This is a genomic window from Bacteroides mediterraneensis (genome assembly GCF_900128455.1).
GTDB lineage: Bacteria > Bacteroidota > Bacteroidia > Bacteroidales > Bacteroidaceae > Phocaeicola > Phocaeicola mediterraneensis.
Window position 1 is genome coordinate 259,105 of sequence record NZ_LT635783.1, and the last position, 18,226, is coordinate 277,330.

Sequence of the window (18,226 nt, forward strand, 5' to 3'; positions counted from 1 at the left end):
GATAATTATGAAAAAAGAAATATTATATATTTTATGTTCAGCGATGCTCAGTGGTTCTTTGACCTCTTGTGATTCGTGGTTAGGGGATACTGAACCGACGGATTTTTTGACCTCAGAGCAAGTCTGGAATGACAATTCGCTGATTGAAGGTGTGCTGGCTGAGTTGTATAACGATGTAGCCACAAACGGTAACTTGGACAATGATGTAAATTTCTCATTGATTGATGACTTTATGTGGTGCGGACTGATGAACCAGGATGTAGAATCAGCCCGTAACCAGATGGTGGAATATAGCTACGATGAATTCCGTTATTACGATTACAAATATATTTATAAATGCAATCAGGCCATAGAGTCATTGGCTACCGTGTCTACAAAAATATCCGATGAGGAGAAGGCACTGTATACTGCAGAGTTCCGTTTCCTGAGAGCGTATGCTTATTTCCAGATGTGTATCCGTATGGGAGGAGTTCCTTTGATTACTCAAACTCAGGAATATACTCCGGGTATGGACGTAACCGAGCTTCAGGTGCCTCGTTCTTCAGAAGCTGAGATATACAACTTTGTGTACAATGAGTGTATGGATATTGAGGCTGATTTGGCCGGGAATAACAATGTGACCAACAAATCACGGGCAAACCAATGGGCTGCCTTGGCCTTGGCAAGCCGGAGTATGCTGTATGCAGGTTCTATTGCTAAATATAACATCCCTGAAATTAACCAGCCTTTGCAGCCTGGAGTAGTGGGCATGACCGGTGAAGATCCTCGTCCGTATTATGAGAAATCCTTTGCGGCTTCTAAGCGCATCATTGATGAATTTGCCAACAATACCTTGCAGGGTATCAGCAGTCCTTCTGCCGATAACTTCTACAACGCCATTTGTTCAAAAGACAATAACTCAGAAGTTCTTTGGACAAAAGACTACAACGCAAGCAAATTCCATACATTCTCATTCGCCAATATCGCTCATTCCATGAACGAGGATAATGATAACGGTTCCGACCTTTGTCCGACGCTGCAATTGGTGGAAACCTACGGAGAGATTAAGGATAAAGATGCGTCAGGAAATTATATTGTATATGAAAAACGGGGGGATATTTTCTCCAGTATTTCAGATGTGCGTCTGAAGGGAACTTGTCTGGTACCTGACCAGGAATTTAAAGGCAAGACACTTGACATACAGGCTGGTGTGGCTATCTATCAGGGAAATGGAACTTATGAACTGAGAGAGGGTGCCGATCCTAATTCCAAGTTCGAAGTAGCCGATGGCGGTGATGGTGGTACGTTGGTCGGGAATGACGGTCCGTTAAGCCGTGCCACTTACACGAACACTGGTTTTAATCTTCGTAAGTATGTAGATTCTACCATCGGTTCTTCCGCCCGTGGTCAAGGTTCTTATATCTGGTATGTGTATTTCCGTATGGGAGAAATCTATTTGAATGCGGCAGAAGCCGGTATGGAACTGGGAGGAACTTATGCTGAACAGGCATTGAAATATGTGAATCTGGTTCGTCAGCGTGCCGGACTGGGAGCTAACTCCTGGACAGCTGCAGACTTGACCATCGACAACCTGCTGAATGAACGTCGCCGTGAGCTGGCTTTGGAAGACCATCGCTTGTGGGATTTGAAGCGTTTGCGTAAGGCGGATAAATTGTGGAACGGTGTTCAGTCTACCAATACCATGCTTTATGCCCTCTATCCTTATCGTATTGTAGGCGGTCCTGACAATAATAAGTTTATCTTCGACCGTAAGATTGCTCCACGTTTCAAGGCTCCACGTAACTTCCGTATCGGTAATTACTACACAGCCTTTGAACAAGATGCATTGGATAAGAATCCGAAACTGGTACAAAATCCGAATATGTAATTAGAAAATTGAGTTCGTATGAAAAAGATATATTATTTATTATCCTTATTGTTGGTTGTCTGCTTCACTTCATGTGAGCTGGATAACTATGAGGCTCCTAATATTAACCTGGTGGGAAAAGTGGTTTATAATGGACGACCGATTTATGTAAGAAATAACCAGGTGACTTTCCGTCTGTATGAACCGGGATGGGAGCTTTCTTCAAGTACTTATATGAATGTGCAGGTGGCCCAAGACGGTACATTCAGTGCAGGTGTGTATGGAGGCAAGACCTACAAGCTGATTCGTCAGAATAACTTGGGTCCGTGGGTGAACCCTACCGTCAATGATACGATTACCGTGAATAACTATCATGGGGAAGTCATCGAGATGCCGGTCACTCCTTATTATTTGTTGGACGATGCCACTGCAGACTGTAACGGTCGATTGGTTACTGCCTCTTGTAAGATTACGGAGGTCACTCCGGGACAGAGCATTGAAAAAGTCGGTTTGTATGTAGGCCGGAACATTATCGTGGATGATGTGCGTAACTTGGGTGCGGGTGGATATTCCGAAGTAACTGGTGTACAGGCCGGTCAGACGGTGTCTTTGCAGGTGGACCTGAGTGGGTTCTCTATTAACTCCACCAACGCTTCATTGCCGCAAACGGGTTTCGTTTATGCAAGAATGGGGTTGAAAATCTCGGGTATTGATGCGATGATTTTCACGGAACCGTTTAAACTTTCTTTTTCTGAATGATGATTGTTCAGTTGTAAACTGAATGCAATTAGGTAATACGTCTTGCAGGTGAAAGGACATGAAGTATCTTTTGCCTGCAAGACTTTTTTTATGATATACGAATGTCCTCTTTGGAAGTCTTTTTTTCTACCCGATACATCCCGTAAAATCTTATTTTTGTACCGAGTAGAGAGTCTTAATTTATTATTTTGTTTATCAGTCACACCATGAAACACATTACCTCTTTCCTTTTGTGCCTGGCCATAGCAGGTACAGCTTGCGCTTCTTCTCCAGAAAAAAACCTGTCGCTTATTCCGATCGGTAAAGTCATGACGCACGACCCCGTGCTGGCCAAGCAGGGGGATACCTACTATCTCTTTGCTACCGGACAGGGGATTTCGGTCATGTCCTCCAAAGATAGGAAGAACTGGAAATTTGAGAAGCCGGTTTTTGACAAGGCACCCCAATGGGCGGTAGAAGCCATCAAAGGTTATAAAGGACATACCTGGGCGCCAGATATTCTTTATCATAACGGGTTGTATCATTTGTTTTATTCCTGTTCGGCCTTTGGAAAGAACACTTCGGCTATCGGACATGCTACGAACCCTACGCTTGACCCGTCCAGTCCCGATTTTAAGTGGACCGACCACGGAAAAGTGATTCAGTCGGTCCCTCACCGGGATATGTGGAATGCCATCGACCCGAATGTGATTATCGATGAAAACGGTACGCCGTGGATGAGCTTCGGTTCCTTCTGGGACGGTATCAAGCTGGTCAAGCTGACGCCGGACCTGAACAGGGTGGCCCAGCCCGAAGAATGGCATTCGCTTTGCCGCCGTCCGCGTACGTTCGACTTGCCGGAGGAAGAGGCAGGCGACGGAGCAGTAGAAGCCCCTTTTATCATGAAGCACGAGGATTATTATTACCTCTTCGTGTCGTTCGACTATTGCTGTAAGGGAGTGCAAAGTGACTACAAAGTAATGGTGGGCCGTGCGAAAACGGTGACAGGTCCTTACTTGGATAAAGAAGGAAAAGCTTTGGACCGGGGAGGCGGTTCGTTGGTCATTCAGGGCAACGAGGATTATGCCGGAGTGGGGCACAATGCCGCCTATCACCTTGACGGGAAGGATTATTTCATTTGCCATGCCTATTCGGTTTCGGAAGAAGGAGCGCCGAAATTGATTATACGGGAAATGACGTGGACATCCGACGGATGGCCGATCGTAGATTTTTAAAAGGTGATTTGTAGAGATGCCGCAAGGAGTATGGTACTTCCGGGCGGCATCTTTTTTATATCGATATTGCATAATTTGTGATAACTTTTTGCCGGAATATTTATTGTTGATTTCACACTTAATCGCTATTTTTGCCTTGATTAGTAATTATCTGAAAAACACCTATGAAGAAACAAGTACTTTTTAGCACATTGGTATTATTGGCCTCTCAGGCATTTGCCCAGCAGGCGGCAGTAACGGGGCCGGATGCGCGGTTAAAACTCGATTTTCAGTTACAGGACGGTAAACCTGTTTATTCAGTGACTTACGACGGCAAGACCGTTTTGGAGAATTCTCCGTTGGGCTTCGTGTCCAATATCGGTGACTTCAGTCGGCAGATGACGTTTGTGGACCAGCAGGCAGATAAGGTGGACAAGACCTACACACAGACCCGTATCAAACGTTCTACGGTACACTATACGGCTAACAAGCTGACCGTGACCCTTGAAAATGCGGACAAGAAGAAAGTGGATATCGTGTTCCAGCTGAGCAACAACGACATCGCATTCCGCTATGAGATGCCTCAGTATGGCGAAACAGCCTGTATGGTGGTAGAGAAGGAAGCGACCGGATTTGATTTCCCCTCTTCCACCACGACCTTCCTTTCCCCGCAGAGCGACCCGATGATTGGCTGGATGCGTACCAAGCCGAGTTATGAAGAAGAGTATGTACCCGATGAGCCGTTGGCCACACCGTCAAAATACGGTGAAGGGTATACTTTCCCGGCACTTTTCCACGTAGGCGACAACTGGGCACTGGTTTCGGAAACCGGTGTGCGCAGCTTGTATTGTGCGTCTCATCTGAGCGATGCCACGAAGGACGGGCTGTATAGCATTGCCTTCCCGAACCCGGGCGAGATGAACGGACTGGGTTCTTCCACTCCGGGACTGGCCCTGCCGGGTGTGACTCCCTGGCGTACCATTACGGTGGGCAACGGGCTGAAGCCGATTGTGGAAACCACAGTCCCGTTTGATGTGGTAGATCCGCTCTATGAATCTTCACAGGACTATAAGTTCGGACGTTCCACCTGGAGCTGGATTATGTGGCAGGACCCGAGCATTAATTATGACGACCAGGTGCGTTTCATCGACTTGGCCAGCGAGATGGGTTATGAATATACCCTGATTGATGGCGGTTGGGAGAAGAACATCGGCCGCGACAAGATGGAGAAACTTTTCCAGTATGCACATCAGAAGAAGGTGGACGTGTTCGTGTGGTACAACTCCAACGGTTACTGGAACGATGCGCCTCAGGATGCCAAGCAGTGTATGAGCAACTCCGTGGCCCGCAAGAAAGAAATGAAATGGTTGCAGAAATGCGGTGTGAAGGGACTGAAGGTGGACTTCTTCGGCAGTGATAAGCAGCAGATGATGGGCTTGTACGAAGACATCCTGACCGATGCCAACGAATACGGACTGATGATAATCTTCCATGGCTGTACCATTCCGCGCGGATGGGAACGGATGTATCCCAATTATGTGGGCAGCGAGGCGGTACTAGCTTCAGAGAACCTGATATTCAACCAGCACTTTGACGATATGGAGGCCTACAACGCCTGCCTGCATCCGTTTATCCGCAACACCATCGGCTGCATGGAGTTCGGAGGTACCTTGTTGAACAAACGTTACAACCGGACAAACGACGGGGGAACTATCCGCAAGACCACCGATGTGTTCCAGCTGGCTACGGCGGTGCTGTATCAGAACCCGATTCAGAACTTTGCTCTGGCTCCGAACAACCTGACCGATGCGCCGGCTTTGGCCATCGACTTCATGAAGCAGGTGCCGACTACTTGGGATGAAACGATGTTCCTGGATGGCTATCCCGGTAAATATTGTGTGCTGGCCCGCCGTCACGGTGACCGTTGGTACGTGGTGGGAGTGAATGCCCAGAAAGAACCGTTGAAGCTGACGCTGAACCTGCCGATGTGGCAGAAGGGGGAGACGGTGTCTTATTATCTGGACGACAAAAAGCGCCAGCCGCAGCTGGAGGAATTGAAAATCAAGAATCCGTCCGAAGTGAAAGTGGTGATTCAGCCGGAAGGAGGTATTGTCCTGACGAAATAACCCGAGGGAGATTGCAAAGAGAAAAGCGTGATTTTTTAGCCGAAATCACGCTTTTCTCTTTTTAATTTATAACTTTGCAACCTAACTCTTTTGAATTATGGAGAATAACAAGCTTTTCATTTACAATACACTGACCCGCAAGAAGGAACTTTTCGTGCCTTTGCATGCTCCTCATGTGGGCATGTATGTGTGTGGTCCTACCGTATACGGTGACGGACATCTGGGACATGCGCGTCCCGCCATTACGTTTGATATCTTGTTCCGCTACCTGAAGCATCTGGGCTACAAGGTGCGTTACGTGCGTAACATTACCGATGTGGGCCATCTGGAACACGATGCCGACGACGGAGAAGACAAGATTGCCAAGAAGGCCCGTCTGGAACAGCTGGAGCCGATGGAAGTCGTGCAGTATTATCTGTTGCGTTACCACAAGGCTATGGAAGCCCTGAACGTGTTGCCGCCCAGCATCGAGCCGCATGCGTCCGGACACATCATCGAACAGATTCAGCTGGTACAGGAAATTCTGAAAAACGGATATGCGTACGAAAGCAAGGGGTCAGTTTATTTCGACGTGGCCAAGTACAACAAGGACCATCACTATGGTGTGTTGTCGGGCCGTAACCTCGACGACGTGCTCAACACGACCCGTGAACTCGACGGACAGGACGAGAAACACAATCCGGCCGACTTTGCGTTGTGGAAGTGTGCACAACCGGAACACATCATGCGCTGGCCGTCACCCTGGAGCAACGGTTTCCCGGGCTGGCACTGTGAATGTACAGCCATGGGACGGAAATACCTGGGTGAGACCTTCGACATTCACGGAGGAGGCATGGACTTGATTTTCCCGCATCATGAATGTGAGATTGCACAGGCTGTGGCTTCCGAAGGTCATCCGATGGTACGCTACTGGATGCACAACAACATGATTACCATCAACGGACAGAAGATGGGTAAGTCATTGGGGAACTTCATCACTTTGGATGAGTTCTTCACCGGTTCCAATAAGCTGCTGACACAGGCTTATACACCGATGACCATCCGTTTCTTTATTCTGCAGGCACATTACCGCAGTACGGTGGACTTCAGCAACGAGGCGTTGCAGGCAGCTGAAAAGGGATTGGAACGTTTGCTGGAAGGCGTGAAGAACCTGGAACGTATCACTCCGTCGAAGACTACTTCGGGCATTGAGCCGCAGGGACTGCGCGAGAAGTGCTACGAAGCCATGAATGACGACTTGAATACGCCGATTGTCATTTCACACCTGTTTGATGCTACCCGCATGATCAATACGGTGATTGACAAGAAGGCGACCATCAGCGCCGAAGACCTGGAAGAGCTGAAGAGCGTGTTCCATCTGTTCGTGTTCGACATTCTGGGATTGAAAGCGGAGGCTGAAAACAATGCGGCCCGTGAAGAAGCATACGGAAAAGTGGTCGACATGCTGTTGGAACAGCGTATGCAGGCCAAGGCCAACAAAGACTGGGCTACCAGCGACAAGATTCGTGACAATTTGGCTGCACTGGGCTTTGAGGTGAAGGATACCAAGGACGGATTCACCTGGAAGCTGAACAAGTGACGGAGATTTTGAAAACTACATGATAGGAAGAAGGGGTATCGGTGTGTGTGCCGGTACCCCTTTCTGTTTCTGTATGAGAAGAAATACTTATTTTTTGCGGATTTCAATTCGCTTTCCGTCGGCCTGTACGGCATAGAGCTTGGTATTGGTCAGGTCTACTCCCGCCGGAATGTCATAGCTGAACATGTTGAAGAAATAAACCAGCTCTCCTTCGGCACTGTTTTTCCGCAGTTCAAAGGCCACCGCATTTTCTCCGTTTTCTATGGTATATTTCTTTCCGGAAACGGTGTAGGCAATGTTGGGGCTGATTTCCTTCACTTTTCCTTCAAACTGGGTGTAATATCCGGTGTCCGAAGGTTTGGTATCCAGTCCGGTATCTCCGGCCTTGCGGTCTTCAATGTACTGGAAAGCATGTTTGGGCTTCGGGAATTTCTTCATGAAGTCCTTGGCTTGTTTAATCATTTCTGCCGTCACTTTATATTTCCAGGTACCATACTGGTCAATGGTATCTTCTCCCGGGATAAAGAAGCCCCACAAGTCGAAGAAGTCGGTCAGGTCTTCCTTGGCTGCCTCACTGGCTTTCATGGCAAACTTGAGCTGGGCAGCGCCGGGATCGCTTTCTGTAATCCGGTCTTCACGCAGCAGTTTGAACAAGGTCTGCCAGAATTTGGGGTTGTGTCCGCAACGGTGGTAGTAGTTCCACAGCTGCCAGTTCATGCGCATGTGTATCTCCGTGTCCTCTCCTTGATGCGTGGCGTCTCCCATGTTATACCATGCTTTCTTGTGTACGAAGCGGGAATCAGCCAGGTCGTTCAGTTCACTACCTCTGGAGCAGTATTTTCCCAGTTTGTACAGGATATAGTTGGAGAACAGGTTGTTGGACGATTCCGTACTGCCGGGCCAGTTGATGGCGGCCTGATGGATGTGACCTATCTCGTGGGCTGGTCCCCAGGCGTTGTCTTTGGCGGCCATGACATTCTCTTTCAGCAGGATATTCTTCAGGTAAGTGTAGACGAAGCCGATGCAATAGTCGGAGGCCCACATGTAACTTCCTTCCGGCGAGATGGCAAAGAGGTGGTTGTTCACCTGCGACGGGCGTACATCCTCGATGCCCATCAGTTCCTGTTCCCAGCCGATAATGTTATCCCACAGGTTGATGGCCGACAGTATCTGGTTGGGGACAAATTCCTGCATCTTGGAAGTGTGGAAATAGAACATGATGCGTTCACCTCGTACACAGAAATATTTGTGGGTCGCTTTCTTCAAGAGTTCGGCATACTTTTCATCGGTTTTGTGTTCTTTCAGGTCGAAGAAGCCGGTCACTTTTCCGCTTCCCATCGGGATATGAATCTTGATAGGTTTGGCATCGGGCGAGGTCAGGTCGGTGTTGTACATGACGAAAAGCTGTCCTTCCTTGCGCATGGTCAGTTTGTTGACACCCGGTGACAGGAAATAGACTTCTCCGCTCACGTTGGTCTGCTTGTATTCCTGTCCGCTTTCCCAGATACTTTGCAAGGATATCTGTTGGCCGTGAGTGTCGCCCACCAGTACGATAATTTCATCGCCTTGCTGTACCGAGATACCGGTAGGATTGTCGAGGTTGCTGTATTTCTTAGTCATCAGTTTGGTGGCCCACTCCTCCGGTATGCTGTAAGGTGCATATTCACGGATACGGAATTCTTTTTCATGCGCATCGTATGTGTTGTTCTGGAGAGCTTTGGCCAGTCGGACGAAATAGTCGGGGAGGGCATTGATTTGTTCGTCGGTCACTCCTTCTTTCAAGGTGCTGCAAGTGATGTCGCCGAATACGGTGAGCAGCGTTTTCTCCAGCGTGTTTTCCTGGTTGTACCGATAGAATTCCATTTCGTCACAGCTCACAAAATTGCCGGCACCCGATTTTACTTCAAATTTGATACCTGTCACTTTCTGGGTTGTCTTGAAGGTGATTTTGGAAGGTGCATTCTGCATGCGGAAATTGTAGGAACCATATTTCTTCCAGTCCGAATGTCCCTCGTCGGTTGCAAGCAGCAGGTCAAATTCCCCGAAGTTTCCGTTTCCGGAGCGGGTATAATAAATAAGGTAGTCTATGTCGGCTCCCCCTTGGAAATAATATTCCAGTTTGACCGGGAAATTGGCCGATTTCCCCCATGGTGAGTGATAAGGACTGGCACCATCGGCAGAGAATTTGCCGTCCCATGTGTTTTCAATGTCTTGTCCGGGTTGGCATTCGCTGGCCTTACCTCCGGAAGGCTGCACCTTGATGTCTTCGCTGAGGACGATGTCGGACGAGCCATATTGGGTCACATTGAGGATATAGTTCTGAACGGGAGACAGAAGCTTGACCACCGCTGTTCTGCGCTCTCCGGAGGTGTTGGCCGTAGCGGAAATTTTGAGGCTTGCTCCCTGCGAAGCATCTTCCTGAGTAGACAGGAAAAGCCAGTTGGCCTCACTCTCGGCTTTCCAGTCGTTCAGTGACAGGTTGGTTTTCACAAGGATGATTTTATTTTCCGGAGCACTTCCGAATTCCTGGTTCATGTCTGCCTCCTCAATGGAAAAGAAACGGTCTTTGAGATTTTCTTTTTCTTTGCATCCCGAGGAAGAAAGTATCAGGAGCAACAGCATCGTGAAAGACGCGAAAAATAGTCTTTTTTTCATGGTGTTAAGGTTGAGGTTTTGAAATAGAGGAAGGAATACGGGTAAGTACTCCTCCCTCTATTGCATGAGTGTTTATCAAAATCAATTACCGTATAGTGTAAGCTCTCCCAGGTTGAACCAAGAGCCTCCTCCACTGGTCATGGAGCCTGCGGTACTTGTCAGCACGGCAAAACGGAAATGAGTAAATTTGTTGGCTGCACGGTAGATAGGAGAAGAATACTGCTGGTTTGCACCCGTAGGAAGCCCGCTTTTAATCTCTCCCAGTTCGGTCCATGCTTTTCCATCTGTGCTGGTAAACAGCTTGATGTGGGTCGGGGCTGCATTTCCGTTTTCAAAGCGGGTCCAATAGTCCAGCTTGATGGATTGGATAGGAGCAGTCAGTGTCACATCAATGTAGTTACCGTAAGTGGCATTTGTCACTGGTGTACCCCAGTTGGAGTGGAAGTGCAGGCCGGCGCCGAGACCGTCAATCAGACCAGCATAACCCGTTCCGTCACCTTCAGCAATGGAGTTTGCCTTAAATTGGCTGGCTTTCAGCACCAGTTTGTCTGGAGAGTAAGAAACACCCAACAGAACGGTTTTTTGAGTCGCTTTGATTTCCAGGCCTTCCACGCTGGGGTTGGAAATGGTAAGAGGAAGAATATATTCTCCCATTTGCAGGGCAGTCCGATTGAAAGTGACCTCCATTGTGGCAGTAGTGGCCGCTTCGGCGAAAGTTACCACACCATTGTTGGGCAGGGTGTAAGCGTTTGCCGGAAGTTGTTGGTAACGGTTACCGTTCTGTGCATTGTATTTCTTGAAAGCCTCTACCGCTTCTTCGTTGCAAGTCACGCTGCATTTCAATCCCCAGGCATTCGGAGTGGGCAGGGCCAGTTCCACCGTATGGGTCTGTTTGGCTTCCCCCTTGGAAGTGAACTGGACGGCACTTACGAATCCGGTACTGGTCAGTTTGAGCGAAGGAGCCTTGATGTCGGGAGCAATGATGAGCAAGCTGTCGTGTACGGAAGCCCCGTTGCCGTGGAGCAGCAAGGGCAAGGCATATTTCTGTCCGTGATTGCTTTCCTGCAGTTTCAAGATGTCTCTTGTTTTCAACACGACGTTCATTATTTTGTAGCGTTCCTGTGCCGAGAATTGCAGTTCCTCGTTCGGCATTGTATAATATGCGGCAGGCAGATAAGCATATTTCAGTGCATTGTTGGTACAATATGCCTGAAAAGCTTCTTCCGTCATCGGGACAAGTGTTCCGTTGGCGGGTACATCCCCCTTGCTTCCGGTTTTCATGATGGAAATAGGGATGGTTCCTTCCGCTTCGGTAGTATATAATTCCGTGTTACGGATGCCTGCATCCTTGATGTTCAATACGCAATGGTATTGTGCAGGGAACAGTTCGTCATATTTTTCGCAACTGGATAGGGCCAATGTGCCTCCTAAGACACAGATTGCCCCAAATAGATTATGTAGTTTCATATTAAATACTTTTTAATAGCCTGGTGCCTGAATAAGTTGTGGGTTTTTGTAAACTTCATTTTCAAAAACAGGAAGGAAATACATGCGGTTCGTCCATTTGAAATTCTGGCTGATAACCACCGGCGTGTTGAATTCCTCAAAGGTCGGGTCGAGCTTGCTCATGGCATTGAGTCCCTTGCGTACGCCGGCACCCATGTATTCTGGGGCAATCATCCAGCGGCGGATGTCGTAGTAACGGTGACCTTCTCCCCACAGCTCGACAAAGCGTTCATTCTGTACCCATTTCATGATAGGCATGTCGTTGGTGACGTCTTTGGCTTCGAGGTTTCTGATTCCGGCACGCTGACGGATAATATTCAGCTGTTCCAGGGCCTTAGAAGTTTCACCGAGAGCTGCATAACATTCGGCCAGATTCAGATACAATTCGGCCATACGGATCAGTGGTCTCGGCTTGTCCTGCTTTTCTTCGGCACTGGCAGTCCAGGCGAACGTAGGCTCAATGAACTTTTGAGACAGGTAACCGGTCACACAGTTATCGCGGTTGAACAAGGACGGATTGTAACCGTGAAGTTCCGATTTGCGCATTTCCAGTTTCAAGGGCTGTCCACCATAGACACGGCTTCCCATGTCGCCGCCATCGAATGCAATCCAGGCATAGAAGCGGGGCTCACGATGAGCATTCAGTTTGATGATGTCACTGCGATTGTTTACGCCGGCACTCTGGAACCATTCATTCTCACGATAGAATTTTTCGTCTTTTTCGATGGGCACTCCGTTTTCTGTGTAGAATTGCTCCACTGTATTTAGAGTGGGGGATACTCCGGAATATCCGGCTTTCCAAGTTCCCTGGTTGTTTTTGATGACACGGTGCGGAAGAGAACCGATAATCATGGTTCCCTGGTTGGCATGTCCCCAGATGGTTTCGCGGTTACCTTCCTTATAGCGGGTGGTGACCACGTATCGCATCAGCTGTACGCGTTCCATGAATTCTTTGTCCTTGTCGGCTGTTCCACCACTTTCGCTCTTGAAAGGAACGAACGGGAGCGGCAGATTGGCTTGTTTATACAAGATGCGTGCATCTTCCAGGCTGAACAGTTTATGTCCGGCTGCTTTTGCGGCTTCAATGGCTTCCAGACAGGCCTTCTTGGCTGCTTCCCATTTCTTGGGGTCGTATTGTTTGCTGATTAGTTCCTTGCCATAGCCCGGAGTCTCGAAATTCGTGTTTTCCCAGTCCTTGTAAGGGAAGCTGCCGTTGTATAGCGGAGAAGCGGCATATACCAGCAGGCGGGCCTTCAGGGCTTTGGCCATGACCGAAGTGGCTCTTCCCCATTCATCCCCGCTGCGGGTGGCAGGAAGCTGTCCGTCTTCGCAGACCTCATCGAATTTCTGGCAAATCCAGTCTTTCACGTAGTCGAAGTGCATACGTCCCCTGTACTCTGATTCAGGAGTAGCCTGGTCGATATAGGTGTCGGTAATAGGGCAAGGACCATAGGCTATCAATGTAGCCATGTGGTAGTACGCCAGCAGGAAGTTGGCTTCTGCTGCCCATGCCCTTTTCTGTTCGTCTGTCACTCCTCTGGCATTAGGCAGTTCCTGCAGGAAGAGCAGACACTGTCCGATGAAGCGGTAGTTGCTTCCCCAGCTCCATCCGTCGGCGATGTTGGTCGGGAGGTTCAAGTCCCAGGTAATTTTTTGTGAACCGGTGTTCCACAGAGGAGGAAGCACGTATTCATCAGCACCGGCTTCCACCGTCTGATAATCGAACGGACTTCTCACTCCTCCGTAGCAGGAGAAAAGAAAGCCCAGTGTGGCTTCCGGGTCTTTGGTGGCATCTGGCAAGGAGGCTTGTTCGGGTGGTACTACGTCGAGGTAGTTACATGAAGTGGTTCCTCCACATAAAGCCAGTGAGAGTAAGGCGATTTTTCCTATGTTTTTAAAAGTCTTCATCGTAATTAGATTTTTTAGAAAGTTAACTGTAATCCGATATTAAACGTTCTCTGTAAGGGGTAGCTGTTCCATGCCAGTTCCGGGTCCCACAACTTGAACGGACTGAATACGAACAGGTTATTTCCGCTGAAGTACACGCGGGCATGCTTGAAGCGGTATCCGATTTCCAGCGTCTTGAAGCGGATAAAGTTACCGTTTCTCATCCAGTAGGTGCTGGCCTGGGTGTTGTTGGCCGTCTGTGCGTCGGTCAGTCCCAGACGCGGATACGCCGCATTGGGGTTCGGGTTGGCTTCAGTCCAGTAATCATCCGCAATGAACTGCATGACGTTGAAGTCGTCTTGTCCGAACGGAGTGATACCGCTGATCATGAGGGTACGCATGGCCGAACCGTTGAAGAATACGCCGAAATTGAATCCTTTGTAGTCGATGTTCATGCCCAGACCGTACTGGATGCGCGGCATGTTGCCGTATTCTGAAATCATGACTTGGTCTTCTGTGTTGATGATGCCGTCACCGTTTACGTCGCGGTATTTCACGTCGCCTACCATTACGCTACTTCCCAAGTTTTGTGTCGGGCTGTTGTCAATCTCTTCCTGGCTTTGGAACAGTCCGTCGGCGATGTAACCTTTCTGGTGGCTCAAAGGTTTGCCGGTCACGGTCTGCCAAGTATAAGGATAGAGCGGTTCGTCGTAGTCTACGTATTTATTCTGGGTGTAGGTAAAGTTTCCTTGGAAGTCTACGGCCAGGTCTTTGTTGAACTGCTTGCGGTAGTTGACGCTGAGTTCATATCCCCAGTTGTTTACTTTTCCTTTGTTGCTCCAAGGTTTGGCAGAGTCATATCCCAGAGACTGCGGCCATGCCTCGCGGTGCAGCAGGATGTTGTAGCGCTTGTCATAGAAGAAGTCGAAGGTCAGGCTCAAGCTGCGGAACAGTTCCATGTCGAAACCGACGTCCAGTTTTTTCACACGTTCCCATCCGGCGTTCTGCACGGCATACTGAGTGACCACAGGACCGTATTTGGTGACATTCAGGTCTTCTCCAAAGGTGGCTCCCGGGCGACCGTCGCCAATCACATTCACCTGGTCGATGTACAAGAAGTGAGGTGAGCCTTCAGGACCGGTTTCGTCGCTACCTACCAGACCGTAGGAACCTCTCAGCTTCAAAGACGATATGACCTTGCTGAGGGGAGCGAAGAATTTCTCGTTGGAAACCACCCATCCCAGAGAGATGGCCGGGAAGAATTCAAAGCGGTCGCCTTTTGCCAGACGCTCGGTACCGTTGTAACCGAAGTTGATTTCAGCCAGATAACGCTGGTCGAAGTCGTAGGTGAAACGTCCGGAGAAACCTTGGTTGCGGTTCGGCAGCACGGCATTCCGGTATTCACGCTGCATATAGAGCAACATACCGCTTACGCTATGTTTTCCGAAACGGCGTTGATAGTCGAGGGTAAACTGCAGGAAGAAAGTGTTGTCACCGTCTTTTGTGATGTCCGACTGTGAGATATAGTCTGTTCCGCTTGTACCCAGTCTTTCCAGGGTATATTCTCCTGTAGAAGGATTGAAACTTCCGTCTTTAATGCGGTAGTAGTAGGGTTCGATGCTGCGGCTATACCAGTTGGACGACCAGTTCTTGAAGTTGACCAAAGCCGTGGCACTCAGTCCCTTGGTGATGAAATCAAGCTGCTGGCTGATTTTCAAAGAGGTGTTCAAGGTATTTTCCTGCATCTGCTTGTAAGAAGAGAGCATGTAGGCATACGGGTTGGTGCGCAGGTTGGTTCCGCTCAGGATGGCATTACCGAAACGGATATGTGTGTCGCCTTCCTCTGCCGGGAATGTGACAGGGAAGTTGATCGGGTTGGTGGTCAGGGCCATCTTGAACAAATCGGATGTATTATAGTTAGGACCCTGGTTGTTGCGTATCTGCGCATTCATTCGTAAGTCTACGGTCGTAGTAGACGTCAGCTTGTATTTGATGTTGTTCTGGAAGTTGTAGCTCCAGTTGTTGATGTTGTTGTTATAAGAATATACTTTTCGGGTATTCAGCAATCCGGAGTCATGGTTGGCCTGGATACTCATGTAGTAAGTGGCTCTGGAACCACCACCCTGTACGTTGATATTGGCCCGTTGGCTCATAGCCATGTCTTTGAAAATCACGTCATTCCATTTCACGCTGGGATACATGTAGGGATTGGTGCCCAGGCGGGTGTTTTCAATCTGTTCTTGCGAATATTTGGGGGCTACGCCCGGATTGCGGGTGGTCTGTGCCTCGTTGTACATTTCCATCCAGGTGGCACCGTCCACGAAGTCCGGGAAATTGGTCATGACGTTGAACGCGTTTTCCACCGTCACGTTAATCTGTGTACGTTCATTTTCCCGTCCCGATTTGGTGGTAATCAACATTACACCGTTGGCACCGCGGGCACCGTAGATGGCGGTTGCCGAAGCATCTTTCAGGATAGAGAAACTTTCAATGGTTTCCGCCGGAATGTTGTTCAGGTCGGCAGCCGAGATTTCCACGTCGTCCAGCATAATCAGCGGAGTAGCTCTTCCGCCGAACGTGCCGATACCGCGGATATAGAATTCGGCAGCCTGTCCCGGCGCACCGCTGGAAGTCTTGGCGATGACACCTGCCAGCTTACCGGCAAGGGCATTGGTCAAAGAAGAGGTAGGGGTGACAAGAGAAGAACCTTTTACACTGGTGATAGAACCGGTGACACTGACTTTTTTCTGCGTACCGGCACCGACTACTACGACTTCGTCCAGCATCTCATTGTCCGACCGCAGTTTCACGTTGATGACACCGAGGTCGGCCACGGAAATCTCACGGGTTTTGTAACCGATAAAGCTGACCACCAGGATGTCTTTGCTGGTGGCTTCGATAGAATAATTACCCTCAAGGTCGGAAATGACGCCGGTATTTTTCCCTTTCAGGACAATGTTGGCTCCGATGATAGGCGTTCCGTCGGAAGCATCGGTAATGGTACCGGTGATGGTTCGTTTTCTGGGACTTTGTGCAGTAGCCTCGATGTCTTTGGTTTCATGAAAGGAAACTGCTGGAAGGGGGCTTGCATCGAGTGTGGCACTGGATACAGCCCAGGAGGAAAGAGGTAGCATACATAATGCCAGTCCAAGTTTTTTTCCAAACTTGTTCGTTTTTCCTTGTTGCATGTCAGTAAAATTAAGGTTATTAAATTTAGGTATTAAGCTCTTGTGGAAGAGGTTTCAAGGTAAAAAATGGTAAGGGTGTAATAAGGTTGTTCAGTTTTCGTTTTTTGGGGTTTTTAGGTTACAAGGTTTAATAATGTAATTTTTTGATTATATATTTCTGTTTAGTATTAATTCTTGGTTTTATATTTTTGGTTTGTCGCAAAAATATAGTAATGGAATATATGAAAGAAATATTTTTTATTAATAAATGAAAAATAAAAATTTTTAATTTAGGAGGAAGGAGATGTTTTGTGTTGAGAATCAATGGTTTACAGGTTCTGGGTAAGGTGTCAAAAAAACGCACTTGCGTTTGCTCTTAAACGCAAGTGCGTTTTGCACAAAACGTCCTTGCGTTTGAGGTAAAACGTAAGGACGTTTTTTCAGGGATGATTTTATGCGTATAAACCGTATATTTATCCGAAACAGATACCCATCCGGCGGCCCTGTACCACCAGGTCGTGCTCTTCCGTCACCAGTTTCAGCTTTCCGGCCACTTCGCTCAGTGGTACCGAATCAATGGCGTTTCCTTTCAAGGCCACCATCCGTCCGAACAGGCCCTGTGCAATCAGCTCGGTGGCATGTCCTCCCATGCGTGTGGCCAGGTTACGGTCGTAGGCCGTAGGACTTCCTCCGCGCTGGATGTAGCCCAGCACCGTTTCGCGTGTCTCGAATCCTGTTTCGTATTCGATTTCTTCGGCAATGTATTGTGCCGCTTTTTTGCCTCCCAGCGTAGGAATACCTTCTGCCACCACCACGATGGAGTAGGGCTTACCCTTTTTGAGCCGGTTGATGATGGCATCGCCGATGCGGTGGATGTCGAACGGGATTTCCGGCAGCAGGATGATGTCACCTCCTCCAGCCATGCCCGAATAAAGGGCAATCCATCCGGCCTTGTGTCCCATCACTTCAATGACCATGACCCGCTGGTGCGCGCTGGCCGTGGAGTGCAGGCGGTCGATGGCATCGGTGGCGATGGATACTGCCGAGTCGAATCCGAACGACACGTCGGTTCCCCACACGTCGTTGTCGATGGTTTTAGGAATGCTCACCACATTGACTCCCGTTTCCGCCAGTTTGGCCGCGGTCTTCTGGGTGCCGTTACCGCCGATGCACACGATGCAGTCCAGCTGCCGGTCGCGGATGGTCTGTAGCAGGAGAGCAGGCTTGTCTTCCGAGACGGCAGTTCCCTTCTTCTTGAAAGGTTTTTCACGCGAGGTGCCGAGAATGGTCCCTCCCAGATTGAGCAGTCCGGTGAGCGAACTCTCGTCCATCGGAATGATGTCGTTGTCCAGCAGGCCCCGGAAGCCGCTGCGGATGCCATACACCTCCATTCCGTAATGATTGATGGCTGTCTTGCAAACCCCTCGGATTGTAGCATTTATGCCCGGACAGTCACCCCCTGAAGTCAAGATTCCTATCTTCATGTTTTGTGGTATTAATCGATTGTG

Annotated in this window: 10 protein-coding genes; 5 read left to right on the forward strand and 5 right to left on the reverse strand. The window is 48.9% G+C overall.

Annotation, left to right across the window (positions count from 1 at the left end; genetic code table 11):
• Nucleotides 1-7 precede the first annotated feature (7 nt).
• The 5 genes from BQ7480_RS01075 (at nucleotide 8) to cysS (ending at nucleotide 7,503) form a co-directional block, all read left to right on the forward strand.
• Entirely contained in the window at nucleotides 8-1,867 is a 1,860-nt protein-coding gene (locus BQ7480_RS01075; RefSeq protein ID WP_072541362.1) for a RagB/SusD family nutrient uptake outer membrane protein, read from the forward strand.
• A gap of 18 nt (nucleotides 1,868-1,885) precedes the next feature.
• A complete protein-coding gene (locus tag BQ7480_RS01080) occupies nucleotides 1,886-2,605 on the forward strand; it encodes a DUF3823 domain-containing protein (protein WP_072541363.1) in 720 nt (239 codons plus the stop codon).
• A gap of 206 nt (nucleotides 2,606-2,811) precedes the next feature.
• A complete protein-coding gene (locus tag BQ7480_RS01085; protein ID WP_072541364.1) occupies nucleotides 2,812-3,819 on the forward strand; it encodes an arabinan endo-1,5-alpha-L-arabinosidase in 1,008 nt (335 codons plus the stop codon).
• Nucleotides 3,820-3,983: 164 nt separating this feature from the next.
• The gene (locus BQ7480_RS01090) at nucleotides 3,984-5,924 is read left to right on the forward strand and encodes a glycoside hydrolase family 97 protein (RefSeq protein WP_072541365.1); all 1,941 of its coding nucleotides are present in this window, start codon (nucleotides 3,984-3,986) and stop codon (nucleotides 5,922-5,924) included.
• A gap of 97 nt (nucleotides 5,925-6,021) precedes the next feature.
• On the forward strand, nucleotides 6,022-7,503 hold the full coding sequence (cysS, locus tag BQ7480_RS01095) for a cysteine--tRNA ligase (protein WP_072541366.1): 1,482 nt from the start codon (nucleotides 6,022-6,024) through the stop codon (nucleotides 7,501-7,503).
• A gap of 87 nt (nucleotides 7,504-7,590) precedes the next feature.
• Here the strand turns inward: cysS and BQ7480_RS01100 are convergent, their stop codons facing one another.
• The 5 genes from BQ7480_RS01100 to BQ7480_RS01120 form a co-directional block, all read right to left on the reverse strand.
• On the reverse strand, nucleotides 7,591-10,158 hold the full coding sequence (locus BQ7480_RS01100) for a M60 family metallopeptidase (RefSeq protein ID WP_072541367.1): 2,568 nt from the start codon (nucleotides 10,156-10,158) through the stop codon (nucleotides 7,591-7,593).
• Between the two features lie 81 nt (nucleotides 10,159-10,239).
• A complete protein-coding gene (locus tag BQ7480_RS01105) occupies nucleotides 10,240-11,625 on the reverse strand; it encodes a BT_3987 domain-containing protein (protein ID WP_083581729.1) in 1,386 nt (461 codons plus the stop codon).
• 12 nt (nucleotides 11,626-11,637) lie between these two features.
• Nucleotides 11,638-13,572, reverse strand: coding sequence for a RagB/SusD family nutrient uptake outer membrane protein (locus tag BQ7480_RS01110; protein WP_072541369.1), 1,935 nt, complete (start codon nucleotides 13,570-13,572; stop codon nucleotides 11,638-11,640).
• 14 nt (nucleotides 13,573-13,586) lie between these two features.
• A complete protein-coding gene (locus tag BQ7480_RS01115; RefSeq protein ID WP_235816614.1) occupies nucleotides 13,587-16,739 on the reverse strand; it encodes a SusC/RagA family TonB-linked outer membrane protein in 3,153 nt (1,050 codons plus the stop codon).
• 452 nt (nucleotides 16,740-17,191) lie between these two features.
• The gene (locus BQ7480_RS01120; RefSeq protein ID WP_072541370.1) at nucleotides 17,192-18,202 is read right to left on the reverse strand and encodes an ATP-dependent 6-phosphofructokinase; all 1,011 of its coding nucleotides are present in this window, start codon (nucleotides 18,200-18,202) and stop codon (nucleotides 17,192-17,194) included.
• Between the last annotated feature and the right edge of the window lie 24 nt (nucleotides 18,203-18,226).

Coding starts and splice junctions, on each gene's coding strand:
- BQ7480_RS01075 (WP_072541362.1), top strand. CDS start 8: ATGAAAAAAGAAATATTATATATTTTATGTTCAGCGATGCTCAGTGGT.
- BQ7480_RS01080 (WP_072541363.1), top strand. CDS start 1,886: ATGAAAAAGATATATTATTTATTATCCTTATTGTTGGTTGTCTGCTTC.
- BQ7480_RS01085 (WP_072541364.1), top strand. CDS start 2,812: ATGAAACACATTACCTCTTTCCTTTTGTGCCTGGCCATAGCAGGTACA.
- BQ7480_RS01090 (WP_072541365.1), top strand. CDS start 3,984: ATGAAGAAACAAGTACTTTTTAGCACATTGGTATTATTGGCCTCTCAG.
- cysS (WP_072541366.1), top strand. CDS start 6,022: ATGGAGAATAACAAGCTTTTCATTTACAATACACTGACCCGCAAGAAG.
- BQ7480_RS01100 (WP_072541367.1), bottom strand. CDS start 10,158: ATGAAAAAAAGACTATTTTTCGCGTCTTTCACGATGCTGTTGCTCCTG.
- BQ7480_RS01105 (WP_083581729.1), bottom strand. CDS start 11,625: ATGAAACTACATAATCTATTTGGGGCAATCTGTGTCTTAGGAGGCACA.
- BQ7480_RS01110 (WP_072541369.1), bottom strand. CDS start 13,572: ATGAAGACTTTTAAAAACATAGGAAAAATCGCCTTACTCTCACTGGCT.
- BQ7480_RS01115 (WP_235816614.1), bottom strand. CDS start 16,739: ATGCAACAAGGAAAAACGAACAAGTTTGGAAAAAAACTTGGACTGGCA.
- BQ7480_RS01120 (WP_072541370.1), bottom strand. CDS start 18,202: ATGAAGATAGGAATCTTGACTTCAGGGGGTGACTGTCCGGGCATAAAT.